18 protein-coding genes are annotated in these 13,067 nt (G+C 64.1%); 3 read left to right on the top strand and 15 right to left on the bottom strand.

All coding sequences use genetic code 11. From position 1 onward, the window contains the following. A partial coding sequence (locus QVE23_RS04590) for an aldolase/citrate lyase family protein (RefSeq protein WP_502919065.1) occupies nucleotides 1-432 on the top strand: 432 nt, incomplete at its 5' end. 49 nt (nucleotides 433-481) lie between these two features. On the opposite strand, the gene QVE23_RS04585 is transcribed toward QVE23_RS04590, so the two are convergent. The 6 genes from QVE23_RS04585 to QVE23_RS04560 form a co-directional block, all read right to left on the bottom strand. Next, on the bottom strand, nucleotides 482-1,654 hold the full coding sequence (locus tag QVE23_RS04585; RefSeq protein WP_119310791.1) for a 5-bromo-4-chloroindolyl phosphate hydrolysis family protein: 1,173 nt from the start codon (nucleotides 1,652-1,654) through the stop codon (nucleotides 482-484). A gap of 5 nt (nucleotides 1,655-1,659) precedes the next feature. After that, nucleotides 1,660-1,869 carry a DUF896 domain-containing protein gene (locus QVE23_RS04580; RefSeq protein WP_021748591.1) on the bottom strand — a complete coding sequence of 70 codons (210 nt, stop codon included), beginning with the start codon at nucleotides 1,867-1,869 and terminating at the stop codon, nucleotides 1,660-1,662. Between the two features lie 15 nt (nucleotides 1,870-1,884). Further along, complete coding sequence (locus QVE23_RS04575) at nucleotides 1,885-2,091, bottom strand: DUF4177 domain-containing protein (RefSeq protein ID WP_021748592.1); 207 nt, start codon at nucleotides 2,089-2,091, stop codon at nucleotides 1,885-1,887. Nucleotides 2,092-2,107: 16 nt separating this feature from the next. After that, nucleotides 2,108-2,899, bottom strand: a complete 792-nt coding sequence (locus QVE23_RS04570; RefSeq protein ID WP_021748593.1) for a YlmH family RNA-binding protein — start codon at nucleotides 2,897-2,899, stop codon at nucleotides 2,108-2,110. Further along, nucleotides 2,886-4,646, bottom strand: coding sequence for an ABC transporter ATP-binding protein (locus QVE23_RS04565; RefSeq protein ID WP_036629895.1), 1,761 nt, complete (start codon nucleotides 4,644-4,646; stop codon nucleotides 2,886-2,888). Before QVE23_RS04565 ends, QVE23_RS04570 begins: the two co-directional genes overlap by 14 nt. A gap of 120 nt (nucleotides 4,647-4,766) precedes the next feature. Then, a complete protein-coding gene (locus QVE23_RS04560; RefSeq protein ID WP_287967659.1) occupies nucleotides 4,767-5,726 on the bottom strand; it encodes an SH3 domain-containing protein in 960 nt (319 codons plus the stop codon). A 207-nt stretch (nucleotides 5,727-5,933) separates the two neighbouring features. Here QVE23_RS04560 and udk point away from each other — a divergent pair, with 207 nt between their 5' ends. Next, entirely contained in the window at nucleotides 5,934-6,551 is a 618-nt protein-coding gene (gene udk, locus QVE23_RS04555; RefSeq protein ID WP_025545130.1) for a uridine kinase, read from the top strand. Nucleotides 6,552-6,614: 63 nt separating this feature from the next. Here udk and QVE23_RS04550 read toward each other — a convergent pair whose 3' ends face one another. The 8 genes from QVE23_RS04550 to QVE23_RS04515 all read right to left on the bottom strand — a co-directional run bounded on the left by QVE23_RS04550 (nucleotide 6,615) and on the right by QVE23_RS04515 (nucleotide 11,262). After that, nucleotides 6,615-7,103: a YbaK/EbsC family protein gene (locus QVE23_RS04550; RefSeq protein ID WP_021747362.1), complete on the bottom strand. Its 489-nt coding sequence runs from the start codon at nucleotides 7,101-7,103 to the stop codon at nucleotides 6,615-6,617. Beyond that, nucleotides 7,100-7,717: a chromate transporter gene (locus QVE23_RS04545; protein ID WP_021747363.1), complete on the bottom strand. Its 618-nt coding sequence runs from the start codon at nucleotides 7,715-7,717 to the stop codon at nucleotides 7,100-7,102. Before QVE23_RS04545 ends, QVE23_RS04550 begins: the two co-directional genes overlap by 4 nt. Then, nucleotides 7,714-8,256, bottom strand: coding sequence for a chromate transporter (locus QVE23_RS04540; protein WP_021747364.1), 543 nt, complete (start codon nucleotides 8,254-8,256; stop codon nucleotides 7,714-7,716). The genes QVE23_RS04545 and QVE23_RS04540 overlap by 4 nt, the downstream gene beginning before the upstream one ends. Nucleotides 8,257-8,275: 19 nt before the next feature. Continuing rightward, nucleotides 8,276-9,280, bottom strand: a complete 1,005-nt coding sequence (locus tag QVE23_RS04535; protein WP_021747365.1) for a biotin--[acetyl-CoA-carboxylase] ligase — start codon at nucleotides 9,278-9,280, stop codon at nucleotides 8,276-8,278. 135 nt (nucleotides 9,281-9,415) lie between these two features. After that, nucleotides 9,416-9,853 (bottom strand): 2-thiouracil desulfurase family protein, encoded by a 438-nt coding sequence (locus QVE23_RS04530; RefSeq protein WP_025545878.1) that lies wholly within the window; start codon nucleotides 9,851-9,853, stop codon nucleotides 9,416-9,418. Nucleotides 9,854-9,857: 4 nt separating this feature from the next. Beyond that, entirely contained in the window at nucleotides 9,858-10,232 is a 375-nt protein-coding gene (locus tag QVE23_RS04525; protein WP_256264440.1) for a DUF3783 domain-containing protein, read from the bottom strand. 41 nt (nucleotides 10,233-10,273) lie between these two features. Beyond that, complete coding sequence (locus QVE23_RS04520; RefSeq protein ID WP_256264439.1) at nucleotides 10,274-10,798, bottom strand: GNAT family N-acetyltransferase; 525 nt, start codon at nucleotides 10,796-10,798, stop codon at nucleotides 10,274-10,276. After that, nucleotides 10,795-11,262 carry an NUDIX hydrolase gene (locus QVE23_RS04515; RefSeq protein ID WP_025545201.1) on the bottom strand — a complete coding sequence of 156 codons (468 nt, stop codon included), beginning with the start codon at nucleotides 11,260-11,262 and terminating at the stop codon, nucleotides 10,795-10,797. The genes QVE23_RS04520 and QVE23_RS04515 overlap by 4 nt, the downstream gene beginning before the upstream one ends. 149 nt (nucleotides 11,263-11,411) lie before the next feature. Here QVE23_RS04515 and QVE23_RS04510 point away from each other — a divergent pair, with 149 nt between their 5' ends. Beyond that, the gene (locus tag QVE23_RS04510) at nucleotides 11,412-12,173 is read left to right on the top strand and encodes a MerR family transcriptional regulator (RefSeq protein WP_021747370.1); all 762 of its coding nucleotides are present in this window, start codon (nucleotides 11,412-11,414) and stop codon (nucleotides 12,171-12,173) included. A 54-nt stretch (nucleotides 12,174-12,227) separates the two neighbouring features. Here the strand turns inward: QVE23_RS04510 and QVE23_RS04505 are convergent. After that, the coding region (locus tag QVE23_RS04505; RefSeq protein ID WP_287967658.1) for an HAD-IC family P-type ATPase at nucleotides 12,228-13,067 on the bottom strand (840 nt) is incomplete at its 5' end.

Genomic DNA, 13,067 nt, shown 5'->3' with positions numbered 1-13,067 from the left:
AACCGGGGCTTCTGCCCCACCCGGGACGGCGGCTGGGGCCACGCCGCCCATGCGGTCTCCATTTCCGGCTATATGGAGACCAGCAACCGGGAGACGCTGCTGCTGCCCCAGTGCGAAACTGTGGGCTGCCTGGAGCACATTGAGGAGATCACCGCTATGGACGGTGTAGACGGCATCTTTGTGGGGCCCTTTGACCTGTCCATTGCCCTGGGCCACCCCGGCGAGTTCAACGCACCGGTGGTCCATGACGCCATCCTGCGGGTCCAGGCGGCCTGCAAGCGCAGCGGCAAGCTCTCCATCATCTTTACCGGCAGTGCGGCAGCCAGCCGCCAGCGGTTTGCCGAGGGCTTTGACAGCGTTACCATGGGCATGGACTCCCTGTTCTATGTAGAGATGTACAAAAATCTGGTAGCGGACGTTTGGGGCAAGTAAGTCCCCGACGCAAAGAAACCCGGCGCGGATTTCCGCGCCGGGTCCCTTTTTATTCCGTCTCTTCCGGCTTCTGTTCCGCTGCGAACTCTCCCAGGCCAAAGTCCTTTTCCACACTGGCAGTATCCCGCTCCAGCATGGTCTCCATTACCCGGATGTCGCTGTCCACATCCATGGCGTCGGCCTTGTACAGCTCGTCCAGCTGGTGCTCAAAGCCCTTGATAATCAGGTCCATGGTGGACTCGATCCGGGCTTTGGCCTGGCGGAGGTTCTCCCCCTCCACCCCGGCAGCCTCAAACTCCGCGTAGGAGTCCAACAGCTTCTGGGTAGTAGGCAGGTAGTAGTTCAAGAAGGTATCGATCCGGTCTCGCTTCTTCGGGTCCTCCTCCACCGCCCGGAAGATCTTGGCGGTGATGGTCTCCAGCCGGTCGATCTTGGCAGAGAGTCCCGGGTCCGCGATGGCGTCGTTGGCCCGGCGGATCCTCCGCAGGATTCCGGAGCAGCCCTCCTCCGTCTCCTTGGGGGGCGGCGCCGCGGCCGCCTCCTCCTGCCGGCGCTTCTGTTTCAGGTCCGCGTCCGCCTGGCCGCTGCGGAAGAGATACCCCAGCTCCATGTTCAGATACGCCTCATCCCCGAAGTAGCCTTTATCGATCATCTTCTGCAGGTCCTTCTCCACCCGGTCCCTGGAATAGCCCAGGGTGCGGCACAGCTGTTCCACTGCCATAGCCTCGTAATTCCCAACCACGGCCAGATACTTGTTGTACCGCTTCAGACTGCGGCCGATGGAGACCCCGCTGCAGAACATAGCCCCACCGGCAGCAGCAATGGCTAAGGCCCACAGCAGCTCTTCGATATACCAAGGCTCCACGCCGCCCAGCCAAATCATCATCTCGATGGTGGACCAGCAGGCCGCCAGGCCGCAGACCGCCAGCACCGCGCCAATGATCTTCAGCCACTTGGCGTTAGACTTCTTCACCGCCGGGGACTTCATGGCGCTGCGCACGGCCTTTTTGGTCCTGCCGGCAGTCCCGGCGGATGCGGCGGCCGCCGGCTCCGGCGCCGCCGTCTGCAGCGGGGGCGGGGCCTGCCTCCGCTTCTGCCCGTCGTTTCCGAAGAGTTTGACCAGCAGCATCACCAGGGCGATGGGCCACAGGCCGACGGCGAAGAGGATTACGATGGCTATCCAAGCGCCAACGCCTTCCTGCTTCTGTTTCTTTCCGGCCACGGCACTCAGTCCTCCTTCTGCTTCAGTTTCCGCTTGTTGCCCTGGTCATCCACCACATAGGTGTGGTCCAGCTGGCTCTTCAGGTTCCCCAGCACGGAGTCGATGTACTCCCGCCGCAATGCCGCCTGCTCCATCCGCTCCCACTCCGTCAGGCCCTCCGGTGTCTTGGCCTTCCGGGCCAGCTCGTTGATGCGGTCGATCTGCTTTTTCTCCATGTTTCGCTCCTCCTGTCAGGTCTCAGGCCGCTGGCGCTCGAATACCAGGTCGATGCTCTCGATAAAGCCGTAAGGCCGGCGCTGGCTTTTGGGGATGCATCCCACATATCGCCAGCCATCCGCCGCCCGGCGGACGATGACCTCCCGATGAGCAGCGGTCTCCCGCAAGTAAAACCCGTAGACCTCGCCGCAGGATACCTCTTCAAACTCGTATTCCAGCACGCTGCACCCTCCTCTCTCAAATATATCGCTTCACCACAATGGCGGTGCGGCCCTTTTTCGTGACGCCGCCCACCGCCGCCAACTGAAATTTTCCAAATCCCCGGGCGGAGACCGTGTCCCCCTCTGTAAGCAGCTTGTCCGCCTTCGTACAGGGCCGCCAGTTCACCTGGACATGGCCGGAGGAGATCAAATCTGCCGCCTTCCCTCTCGCCATCCGAAAACCGGTGGAACACACCGCGTCCAGCCGCAGGGAGCTGACCGTGTCCCGCACCTCCTCGCACCGCACCTCCGGGATGTGGAGGTGGGCGGCGGGGATCTCCGTCACCGTCAGCCTCGCCCGGCCGGCGCTGTTCCAGCTAGAGAGCAGGAAATCCGCCACCGTGTCCAGCACGATCAGGTCCGCGCTCTCAGGAGACACCAGAATGTCCCCCACCTTCTCCCGAACGATGCCCATTCCCATGAGGCTGCCCAGAATGTCCCGGTGGCTCAGCCGGTCCTCCGTCCGAAAGGCCGCCCGCAGACACCGGAGCGGAGGCTCCGCCGTCTCCGGCTCCATCCAGTCCGGCAGAAAGAGCAGGATGTTCCGCTCCGCCCCCTGGTAGCCTCCCTGACGGAGCCAGGCAGTCTCCGGGATGCCCGCAAGACGCAGCAGGTCCCCGGCCATCATCTGCTGCTGTGGGGAGAGAAAGTCCGTACAGGCGGGAATATTGCGCTCCTCCGCCTGGGCAGCCCGGTCCAGGACCTTGGCCAGCAGCAGCCGGTCCTCCCCCTCGGCCCCGCAGCGGTCCAGCAACTTACTCTTTTCCATGGCCGATCAGCTCCTGCGTCCGCACCAGCTCCGCATAAGCGCCATTTTTCGCCATCAGCTGGTCGTGGCTGCCCAGCTCCGTGATGCGGCCGTCCTCAATGACGGCGATCCGGTCCGCATTGCGGACGGTGGAAAGCCGGTGGGCAATGATGATGGTGGTGCGGCCGTGGGCCAGCTTCTCAAAGGTCTCCTGGAGCTTGGCCTCCGTCACGCTGTCCAGGGCGGAGGTGGCCTCGTCCAGAATCAGCACCGGCGGGTCCTTCAGGAAGATCCGGGCGATGGAGATGCGCTGCTTCTGTCCGCCGGAGAGCAGGGTGCCCCGTTCCCCCACATAGGTGTTGAACCCCTCCGGCAGGGCCACGATGTCGTCATAGATCTCCGCCAGCTTCGCCGCCCGGGCCACCTCCTCCTCCGAGGCGCCGGGCTTGCCGTAGCGGATGTTCTCCAGAATGCTGGCGGCGAAGAGGAATACGTCCTGCTGCACCACGCCCACATTCTGCCGCAGGGACTCCTGGGTCACCTGCCGGACGTCGTGGCCGTCGATGCGGACCGCGCCGTCCGTCACATCGTAGAACCGGGGGATCAGCTGGCACAGAGTAGATTTACCACCGCCGGAGGGCCCCACCACGGCGATGGTCTCGCCGGGGCGAATGTGGAGGTCCACGTCGTGGAGCACCGCCATGTCATCCTGATAGGCGAAGGACACATGGTCCACGTCGATGCGCCCCTCCACCCGGGAAAGGGTGGTGGCATCGGGGGCATCCTGCATGGCAGGCTCCTCCCGCATCAGCTCCACAAACCGGGCAAAGCCGGCGGTGCCGTTGGCAAACAGCTCCGCAAAGGTGGAGAGCTTGCGCACCGGGTTCACGAAGGTCGTGATATACAGGCTGAAGGTGATGAGGTCCACCGTGTCCATCCGGCCCTGCATGATGAGGAAGCCGCCCACGGAGATCACCGCCACGGAGAGGATGCACAGGAAGAACTCCATCACCGCGTTGAACCGGCCCATGGCCCGGTGGAACGCCCGCTTGGAGGTCTTGAAGCTGTCGTTGGACACGTCGAACTTCTCCAGCTCCGCCTCCTCATTGGCAAAGGCCTTGGCGGTCTTGATGCCCGAGAGGCCCGACTCGATGTCGGCGTTGATGGTGGCCGTCCGCTGCTTCACCTTGATCGAGGCGTCCTGCATGGACTTGCGGCACTTCCACACCACCAGGAAGAACACAGGGATGATGCAGGCGATCACCAGAGCCAGCTGCCACTGGATGGTGAACATGATGGCCAGCGCGCCCACAATGGTAACGCCGGAGATGAAGATGTCCTCCGGTCCGTGGTGGGCCAGCTCCGTGATGTCGAACAGGTCCGCCGTCAGGCGGCTCATCAGCTGGCCGGTGCGGTTGCGGTCATAGTAGTCGAAGCTCAGCTCCTGCATGTGGCGGAACAGGTCCCGGCGGATGTCCGCCTCCACCAGGATGCCGAAGGTGTGGCCGTAATAGCAGATGATATAGGTGAACACGGACCGCAGGATGTATGCGCAGAACACCACCGCCATCACAGCGAAGAAGGTCCGGTAGGCGCTCTCAGGCAGCAGCTGGTACATGCACCACCGGGAGACGTAGGGAAACGCCAGATCGATCACGGCGATCATCAGGGCGCAGCACATATCCAGGAAAAACAGCTTCCGGTGGGGCTTGAAGTAGGACAGGAAGATCCGCAGGGCGGAGCTCTCCTGAAACTGTCGGGTCGTCATGGTACTCTCCTTTTTCTTTATCAATTCATATCTAAAAAATGATAGCACACTTTTCCCCCGCGCGCAATGAAATATCCCCGAATGTCATCCAACATCCGGGGATATCGCCATGTCGTTTTTTCAGGAATTGGACAAATACTCGCCCATCATATAGCCGGTGGTGGTTACGCCGCCGGAGGCCACAAAGCTGATCTGATACCAGCCGTTCCCGGCGCTCTGCACCACCCGGACGGAGTCGCCGTTGGAGAGGGTCGCCAGAATCTCACTGCTGGTGTTGGCCTGCGCGCGGACCCGCACGCCGTTCCCGGCGTTGACCACCACCGCGGTCCCCGCTGTCAGCGTGCTGCCGGACGCGGTGCTGCCGCCGCTGGCAGACGTAGATGTGCCGGTGCTGCCGCCCCGGACCCGCACCAGGCAGGTGCCCTTGCCGGAGCCGTCCGTCACCGTCAGGGTGGCCTGTCCGGAGGAGATGGCCGTCACCCGGCCGGTGGAATCCACGGAGGCAATGCCGTCATCGCTGCTGCTCCAGGTATAAGTGCCGCTGCCGCCGGAGACAGTCAGGGGAATGGGCTCATCTCCCACGGACATGGTGAACTCCGTCCGGGGGGAACCCAGGTAGGCGATGGTCAGTGTCTCCGGCAGGGTGGAGGGATCCGTCTGGGCGGGCGTGGTGGTGCCGCCGTCATTCGGGTCTTCCATCTCGCCGGTGCCGCCGCTCTCCGGCATGGTCACGCCGTCTCCCTCCTCCGGGTCCGCCGTATCAGGGTCCGGCGGCTGGGGCGTCACATCCTCTGTGGAAGCGTCCTGGGTCTCCTCTCCGCCGGAGAGGCGCTGGGCGATCCGGTCGCCGAAGAGCAGGTAGACCAGCAGCGCCGCCATAATGACGATCAGCACAATCAGAATGGGACTCAGCAGATTGGGCTGGCGGCCGCGGGCGGCCGTCCGTTTGCCGCCCCGTCCGGGGGCGGTCCTGCGGATCTGTGCACCGCTCTGCAGCGCCTCTTCCTCCTCGCAGAAGGGGCAGCTCTTGTATGTATCGGAATACTTTTCCCCGCAGATGGGGCAGCGTTTCATGGCCATGGGTCATCCTCCCGCGTAACAGCTTTTCATAATTTACATAATATCGGCTTTTCCCAGTGCCGTCAAGACCGGAAGCGTCGATTCCCTGGGAAATTTACGCTTTTTCCGCGGTTCCGCTTGCTTTTGGGGAGCGCCTCTTCTATAATGGACGCAAAAGAACGCGGTTTTGTTTCACAGAACTGGGAGATTTTAGGGGGAATCGGGAACATGAACACCATCCTGATCGGGATTGCGGGAGGCACCGGCTCCGGAAAGACCACTCTGACCCGGCATTTGAAGGAACACTTCGGCAAAGACGTGACCGTCATCGGCCATGACAGCTATTACAAGCGCCAGGTGGGCAGGACCTATGAGGAGCGGGCCAAGGTGAACTATGACCACCCCAACGCCTTTGACACGGACCTGCTGATCCGCCACCTGCAGGAGCTGAAGGCCGGACGCTCCATCCAGTGCCCCGTCTACTCCTTTGTGGAGCACAACCGCACCGACCAAACCGTGGAGATCCAGCCCGCCAAGGTCATCATTGTGGAGGGCATTCTGATCTTCCAGAACCCCACTCTGCGGGATATGTTCGACATCAAGATCTTTGTGGAGACGGACGCGGACGAGCGGATCCTCCGCCGGGCCCTGCGGGATGTGGAGGAGCGGGGCCGGACGCTCCAGTCCGTGGTCTCCCAGTATCTCACCACTGTGAAGCCCATGCATGAGCAGTATGTGGAGCCCTCCCGGAAGTACGCGGACATCGTGGTGCTGGAGGGCGGCCACAACCTGGTGGCCCTGGACATGATCATGCAGCGGATCCAGCACCACATCGATGGGAAGTGACGGCCCGCCGCCAGATGGGCACAAGCCGCCCGCCGGGATTCTCCGGCGGGCGGCTTGTGCGTATTACAGCGGACACCAGATCACCGGCACACCATGGTCCTCCAGCAGCGCGGCCAGATCGTCCAGATTCAAAAACGTGGTAGCGGTGTTCTCCAGCGGATGGACGCCCACGGTCCGGCCCCGCAAAGACGCATCCAACACCACGGTGACCGTGCCGGCAGGCGCCCGGAGGGCCCCCAGCGGCGTCACCTGTCCCGGCAGCAGGCCCAGAAGCCGCTCCAGGTCTGCGGCGTCCGCAAATCTCAGAGGACGGCTGTCCAGTGTCCGGCGCAGGGCCTTCAGGTCTGCCGTCCGGCCGCCGTCTATGGCCACCAGATAGTACCGCCGCTTCTTGTCGTCCCGCAGGAAGAGGTTTTTCAAGATCCGCTCCTCCCCCGGCAGACAGAGTGCGTGGAGCTCCTCCATGCTCCATACCGCCGGGTGCGCCGTCTCCTCATAGGGGATATTCCGCGCCCGCAACAGGGCATACAGGTCCTGGCGGTCTATCCTCATACCCCCGCGAAGCGGAACACCACGCCCACCACGGCAGAGGCGGCGATGAACACGATGGGATGGAGATTCTTCGTGGGTTTCACCCAATTGGTCAGTGCCAGCAGCACCGCCGCCAGGATCAGGCCCGGCCAGCTGATGAGGCCCGCCAGGCCGCCGTCCCCCAGCTGGAACTGGTTGAACAGCCCCGTCTCCGGCGACGCCACCACGATGTTGGTGAGCACCTCAAGTACCACGGACACGCAGGCCGCGCCGATCAGGCCCGTAGAGGCAGGCCGCAGTCCGTAGAAGGCCCGGTCCACATATCGGTTCTCCCGGAAGTTCCGCAGCAGGGCGGCAATAATCAGGATCACGATGATGGAGGGCGTCACCTCTCCCAATGTGGCGATCACCGCGCCGGGGACACCGGCAACGGTGAAGCCCACATAGGTGGCCATGTTGATGCCGATGGGGCCGGGGGTGGACTCGGACACCGCCAGCATGTTCATGAGCTGGGCCTGGGTGAACCAGCCGGTGGCCTCCCCGATGTCGTGAAGAAAGGGCAGCGTGGCCATACCGCCGCCGATGGCAAAGAGTCCGGTCTTGAAAAACTCCCAGAACAGGCGCAGATAGATCATGCCCCCTTCACCTCCCAGTTCTTCAGCAGGATACCCAGCACTGCGGCCGCGAGGATGAACCACACCGGGGACACATCCATCACCGCGCTGCCCACCAGCACTGCCAGGAAAATCGCTGCCGTGGGCTTATCCACCACGGACTTCTTCAGCAGCTTCACCGTAGCGTTGAAAATCAGGACGCACACGCACACCTGAATGCCCGCAAAGGCGTTCTGGACCCAGGCCAGGTCCGCGAAGTTGTTGATGAGCCCCGCCAGGATGGAGATAATGACCAGAGACGGGAACACCACCCCCAGGGTGGCCACAATGCCCCCGGCGATGCCCTTGTATTTCTGGCCGATGAACGTGGCCGTGTTGACAGCGATGATCCCCGGCGTGCACTGCCCGATGGCATAGTAGTCCGTCAGTTCCTCCTCTGTGGCCCAGTGCTTGTTCTCCACCACTTCCCGCTGGAGAATCGGCAGCATCGCCATGCCGCCGCCGAAGGTCATGACCCCCATCTTCGCGAAGGTCCAAAACAATGTCCAAAGCTCTTTCAACCCTATCTCCCCCTGTCTCTCACTCTGTATATCCGTACAGGCCCCGGACGGACACCTCGCCGGACCGCACGGTCTTCACCGCGCCGTCCGGCCTCCGCACCACCAGGCCGAATTCCTCATCGATGTCCAATGCCTCCGCCGTCTCGCCGCCTCCGTCCGGGCGCAGCAGCCGCACGGTCCGGCCCAGATTCACGCACCGCCGCCGGTACTCGGCCAGATAAGGACCAGTCTCCCCTGCCGCCAGGGCTGCGCAGAGGCGGTCCACCTCCCGGATGATCTCCGCCGCCAAGGCGGGCCTGGACACAGCGTGGCCCAGGGCCTGGACCAGGGAGGTGGCGATCTCCCGCACCTCGGGCGTGAAATCCTCCGGCCGCTGGGAGACATTGATTCCGATGCCCAGCACCAGCTCCTGCACGCGGGCCGTCTCCCCCTCCAGGGAGAGCTCGGTCAAAATACCGCAGAGCTTTTTCCCATCCAGCACCGGATCGTTGGGCCATTTCAGGCCGGGGCTGACGCCGCACAGCCGCTCTACGGCCCGACACACCGCTACTCCAGCCATGGCCGTCACCGGCGACAGCCGCTCCGGCGGCAGATCCGGCCGCAGCAGGGCCGTCAGGTAGATCCCCTGGCCGCCGGGGGACTGAAAGCTCCGGCCCAGTCGGCCCCGGCCAGCCGTCTGGCGGTCCGCCACCACCACAGTGCCGTCCGCTGCGCCCTCCGCTGCCAGCTGTCTGGCCCGGAGATTGGTGGAGTCCACCTCTGCCAGGCACACCAAGGTCCGGCCCACCCGGGCCGTCTCCCCCAGAAAGCGGCGGATCTCCGGCTCCGTCAGCACGTCCGGCGCATCCAGCAGACGGTAGCCCCGGCCGGTGCGGGCCTCCACAGTGTAGCCCTCCCTCCGCAGCGCATCCACCGCCTTCCAGATGGCCGCGCGGCTCAGTCCCAGCCGGTGGCTGATCTCCTCGCCGGAGACGAACGCCCCCTCCTGTTCCCGCAGCAGGGCCAGGACATCCTGTCGGCTCATGTTTCTCTCTCCTCTCCCATATTCATGGCTTCGAGTCTACCACGTTTTCCCCTGGTTGTAAACCGTGCCGGGGAGGAAAAGAACGGCGCCGCCCCGTTCTCCGGGCGCTGCGCCGTCCGTGGCTGTCTGGCCTGTTTAGATGGGGTCCGCCAACTCCGCCACCCGGGACTCTCCGTACACCGGAATGCCCTGGGCGCGCAGCAGCTCCGCCGTGACACCCTCTCCCGCCGTCAGCACGCCGGTAAAGGTGCCGTCGTAGACCATCCCGCTGCCGCAGGAGGGACTCCGCTCTTTCAGCAGCGCCGCCTCGCATCCCAGCAGGCGGCAGAGACGCAAGGCCTCTTCCGCGCCCCGGCGGTATTGGGCGGTGACATCGCCACCGTCCCGGGTCATCACCCGGTCTCCCCGCCGCTCCGCCGGCGGACGGGGTGTGGGCAGACCCCCCAGCTGCTCCGGACAGACGGGGACCAGGATGTGCCGCTCCGCCAGATCAGAGATCCAGGGCTGGAGCTTGGAGACCCCGTCGTACCGACAGCGGGCCCCCAGCAGACAGGCAGAGATTAGGATCCGCATCTTCTCACCGCCCGTTCATGGCCTGGTGCTCCCGCAGCAGCTCCTGATAGAGCTTCACAGCGGTCCAGGTCCGGTTGTGGGGCGTCAGCACCGCCTTCAGGCAGTCCCGCCCGATCCCCGCTTGACTCAGCGCCGGCAGAAGGCAGTCCACCTGGTCCTCCAGGCCGCACAGCACCACCATCCGCCCACCCAGAGGGCCGCCGTTGAACGGCAGTACCGTGCCGGGGTCATCATCCAGCCCCGCCAGCACCGCCAGGGGCTTGTTGTAGTCCTGCCGGGCCACCGGCACCACCTCCGCCCCGAAGGGCCCGGCGGCGGCCGCGGCAGCCAGAATGGTGGGCAGTTCCTCAAAGCCGAACAGCAGCAGTTTTCTGCTCATGAACATTCCTCATTTCTTCATGTTGCACGGGGCCGTCCCGGTCAGACGGTCTCCGCCGGACCAGCCCAGCGGCGGGCGTAGTCCCAGATATCCAGCATCCGCCCCTCCCGGCAGAAAGCCCTGTGGTGGACGGCGGTGCGGACAAAGCCCAGCCGCTCCAGAATTCGGACGCTGGCGGTATTCTCTGCCACCGTGTCTGCCAGCACCAGGGCCGGTGCCAGCCGTTCCAGGCGCCGCAGTGCCTCCGCCGCAGCCGCAAGTCCCAAGCCCCGGCCCCAGCAGGCGGGCAGCAGCTGGTAGAACAGCCCATAGATCCCGGCGGCCGTATCCACCGGCGGGCAGCCGGCCAGTCCCCGGAATGCCGTCCCCTCCCGGAGGGCAAAGACCGTGGGGAACGGCAACCCCCGCTGGCAGTCCAGCAGGTGTTCCAGCCGGTCTGCCGCCCCCGCCTCCGTGCAGGGGGCAGCAATGTTGGTCCATCGGATCACCGCCGGGTCGGCCCACAGAACCGCCGCCTCTGGGAGATCGTCCCAGGACAGCGGCTCCAGTGTCAGAGCGGGTATCATACAATCCGCCTCCCATTCAGCACCGCCCGGTCCAGCCGGTCTCCCTGGTATTGGAGCTTCAGGGAGAAGAAGGGGACGTTCTCCTCCAGCAGGCGGAGGAAAATTTTGTCCCCCTCCCACATGGGAAGGCCCCGCAGCTCCGCTTTTTTAATCCAGGCCAGCTCTCCCTCATCGCAGGGGTGGGGCGTGCCGGTCCAGCCAGTGGCGGTGAAGAGGTGCATATACTCGGTGGGTGCCTCATCGGACACAAAGGTCACCAGGCCCCGGTAGCGGTAGTCCGTCAGCGTCAGGCCCGTCTCCTCCCAGGTCTCCCGGAGGATGCAGTCCTCGGGGCTCTCCCCATCTTCGAATTTGCCGCCCACGCCGATCCATTTGTCATGGTTCAGATCGCCCTTCTTTTTCACCCGGTGGAGCATCAGGTAAGCGTCGCCCCGCTCCAGATAGCAGAGGGTGGAATTGATCATCTGCCATCCCCCCTTCCGTGATCCTTGAAATGGTGTTATCCTATTATAGTTCATTGCCATGGAAAAAGAAAGCCTGGTTTTTTTCGTGAACCCCCTTGACCTTGCCGCAGCGTCAACTGTTATACTGCCAATCGACAGGAGGGATCTCTATGGAATACACCGTCAAGGCGCTGGCCGATCTGGCCGGCGTCACGCCCAGGACTCTGCGCTGGTATGATCGGATTGGACTGCTGAAACCTCTGCGGACCACGGAGGCCGGATACCGCCTCTACGGCCCAGCGCAACTGGATCGCCTGCAGGACATCCTGTTCTACCGGGAGCTGGGACTGGACCTGGCCTCGATCCGGACCATTCTGGACGACCCGGCCTTTGACCGCCAGGCGGCGCTGCAGAGCCACCTGGCAGAGCTGGAGGCCCGTCGGGCCCGACTGGACGATCTGATCCTGACTGTCCAGCGAACGATTAACGACATCAAGGGAGGAACGAAGATGACCGATCAGGAGAAATTTGAAGCCTTCAAGCGCCGCACGGTAGAGGCCAATGAGACCGCCTTCGGGCAGGAGATCCGGGAGAAATACGGAGATGAGGAGATGGACCGGGCCAACGCCTGCGTCCTGGCGCTGACCCAGGAGGAGTATGCCCAGTGGAAGTCCCTGGGGGGTGAGATCCACACCGCTCTCGTCACAGCCGTGAAAGCAGGGGCGGACCCCGCCGGGCCGGAGGGCCAGCGGATTGCGGCGCTCCATCGGCGGTGGCTGTCCTACTCCTGGGAGTCCTACACGCCCCAGGCCCATGTGGGCCTTGCAGAGCTGTATGTGTCCGATCCCCGGTTCACCGCCTACTATGACCGGGAAGTCCCCGGCTGCGCCGCCTTTCTGCGGGATGCCGTCCGGACCTACACCGGCGCGTAAGGAAACAGGGCCGCCCCATAAGGGGCGGCCCTGCCGCTTTGATTTGGAGTGGATTTACTTCTTGCCCATGCTGCGGATGGCTTTTAAGACCTGAATGACCACCATGGAGCCGAAGGCCAGCCCCACAATGCAGCCCACCAGTCCGACAGACAGCTCCGCCACCTGGAACAGAGGCTCCAGCGGTGGGATCAGCAGCACCGCCGCCAGCAGCAGCGCGCCGACGGCGAAGGCGCCCAGCAGGAACTTGTTGTTCCAGAAGGCCCGGGTGAAGAGCACCGGACGGCCGGACTTGCAGTTGAAGCCGTGGAACAGGCGGCTCAGGCATAGGGTGGCAAAGGCCATGGTGCTGGCCACGGCAGCGCCGCCGCTGGCCAGGCCGATGTGGAAGGCAATGATGGTGGCCAGGGCGATCACCAGGCCCTCCGTGCCCACGCTCAACAGGAAGGGCTTTGTCAGGATACCCTCGCTGCGGGGACGGGGCTTTTCCTGCATCACCGCGTCACTGTGGGGCTCCAGGCCCAGGGCGATGGCGGGCAGGGAGTCCGTCAGGAGATTGATGAACAGCAGGTGTACCGCTGCAAAGGGCACCGGCAGCCCCGCGAGAGAGGCATACAGTACCGTCAGAATGCCTGCTGTGTTGCCGGAGAGCAGGAACTGAATGGCCTTCTTGATGTTGGCATAAACATTCCGGCCGTTCTTGACGGCCTGGACGATGGTGGCGAAGTTGTCATCCGTCAGCACCATACCGGCAGCGTCCTTCGCCACCTCGGTGCCGGTGATGCCCATGGCCACGCCGATGTCCGCCTGCTTCAGGGCCGGGGCGTCGTTGACGCCGTCGCCGGTCATGGCCACCAGATTGCCCCGCTCCTGCCAGGCCCGGACGATGCGGATCTT

It is taken from the genome of Oscillibacter sp. KLE 1728 (genome assembly GCF_934833455.1).
In the GTDB taxonomy this organism is placed as follows: Bacteria; Bacillota; Clostridia; order Oscillospirales; family Oscillospiraceae; genus Oscillibacter; species Oscillibacter welbionis.
Note: the sequence above shows the minus strand (reverse complement) of the source record. Positions and strands in the feature narration are given on the sequence as shown.

Bases quoted from the DNA above. Each gene is read 5' to 3' on its own strand.
- QVE23_RS04560 (WP_287967659.1), bottom strand. From the start codon at position 5,726: ATGGCCATGAAACGCTGCCCCATCTGCGGGGAAAAGTATTCCGATACA.
- QVE23_RS04520 (WP_256264439.1), bottom strand. From the start codon at position 10,798: ATGATACCCGCTCTGACACTGGAGCCGCTGTCCTGGGACGATCTCCCA.
- QVE23_RS04530 (WP_025545878.1), bottom strand. From the start codon at position 9,853: ATGCGGATCCTAATCTCTGCCTGTCTGCTGGGGGCCCGCTGTCGGTAC.
- QVE23_RS04525 (WP_256264440.1), bottom strand. From the start codon at position 10,232: ATGAGCAGAAAACTGCTGCTGTTCGGCTTTGAGGAACTGCCCACCATT.
- QVE23_RS04580 (WP_021748591.1), bottom strand. From the start codon at position 1,869: ATGGAGAAAAAGCAGATCGACCGCATCAACGAGCTGGCCCGGAAGGCC.
- udk (WP_025545130.1), top strand. From the start codon at position 5,934: ATGAACACCATCCTGATCGGGATTGCGGGAGGCACCGGCTCCGGAAAG.
- QVE23_RS04565 (WP_036629895.1), bottom strand. From the start codon at position 4,646: ATGACGACCCGACAGTTTCAGGAGAGCTCCGCCCTGCGGATCTTCCTG.
- QVE23_RS04535 (WP_021747365.1), bottom strand. From the start codon at position 9,280: ATGAGCCGACAGGATGTCCTGGCCCTGCTGCGGGAACAGGAGGGGGCG.
- QVE23_RS04510 (WP_021747370.1), top strand. From the start codon at position 11,412: ATGGAATACACCGTCAAGGCGCTGGCCGATCTGGCCGGCGTCACGCCC.
- QVE23_RS04515 (WP_025545201.1), bottom strand. From the start codon at position 11,262: ATGATCAATTCCACCCTCTGCTATCTGGAGCGGGGCGACGCTTACCTG.
- QVE23_RS04545 (WP_021747363.1), bottom strand. From the start codon at position 7,717: ATGATCTATCTGCGCCTGTTCTGGGAGTTTTTCAAGACCGGACTCTTT.
- QVE23_RS04550 (WP_021747362.1), bottom strand. From the start codon at position 7,103: ATGAGGATAGACCGCCAGGACCTGTATGCCCTGTTGCGGGCGCGGAAT.
- QVE23_RS04570 (WP_021748593.1), bottom strand. From the start codon at position 2,899: ATGGAAAAGAGTAAGTTGCTGGACCGCTGCGGGGCCGAGGGGGAGGAC.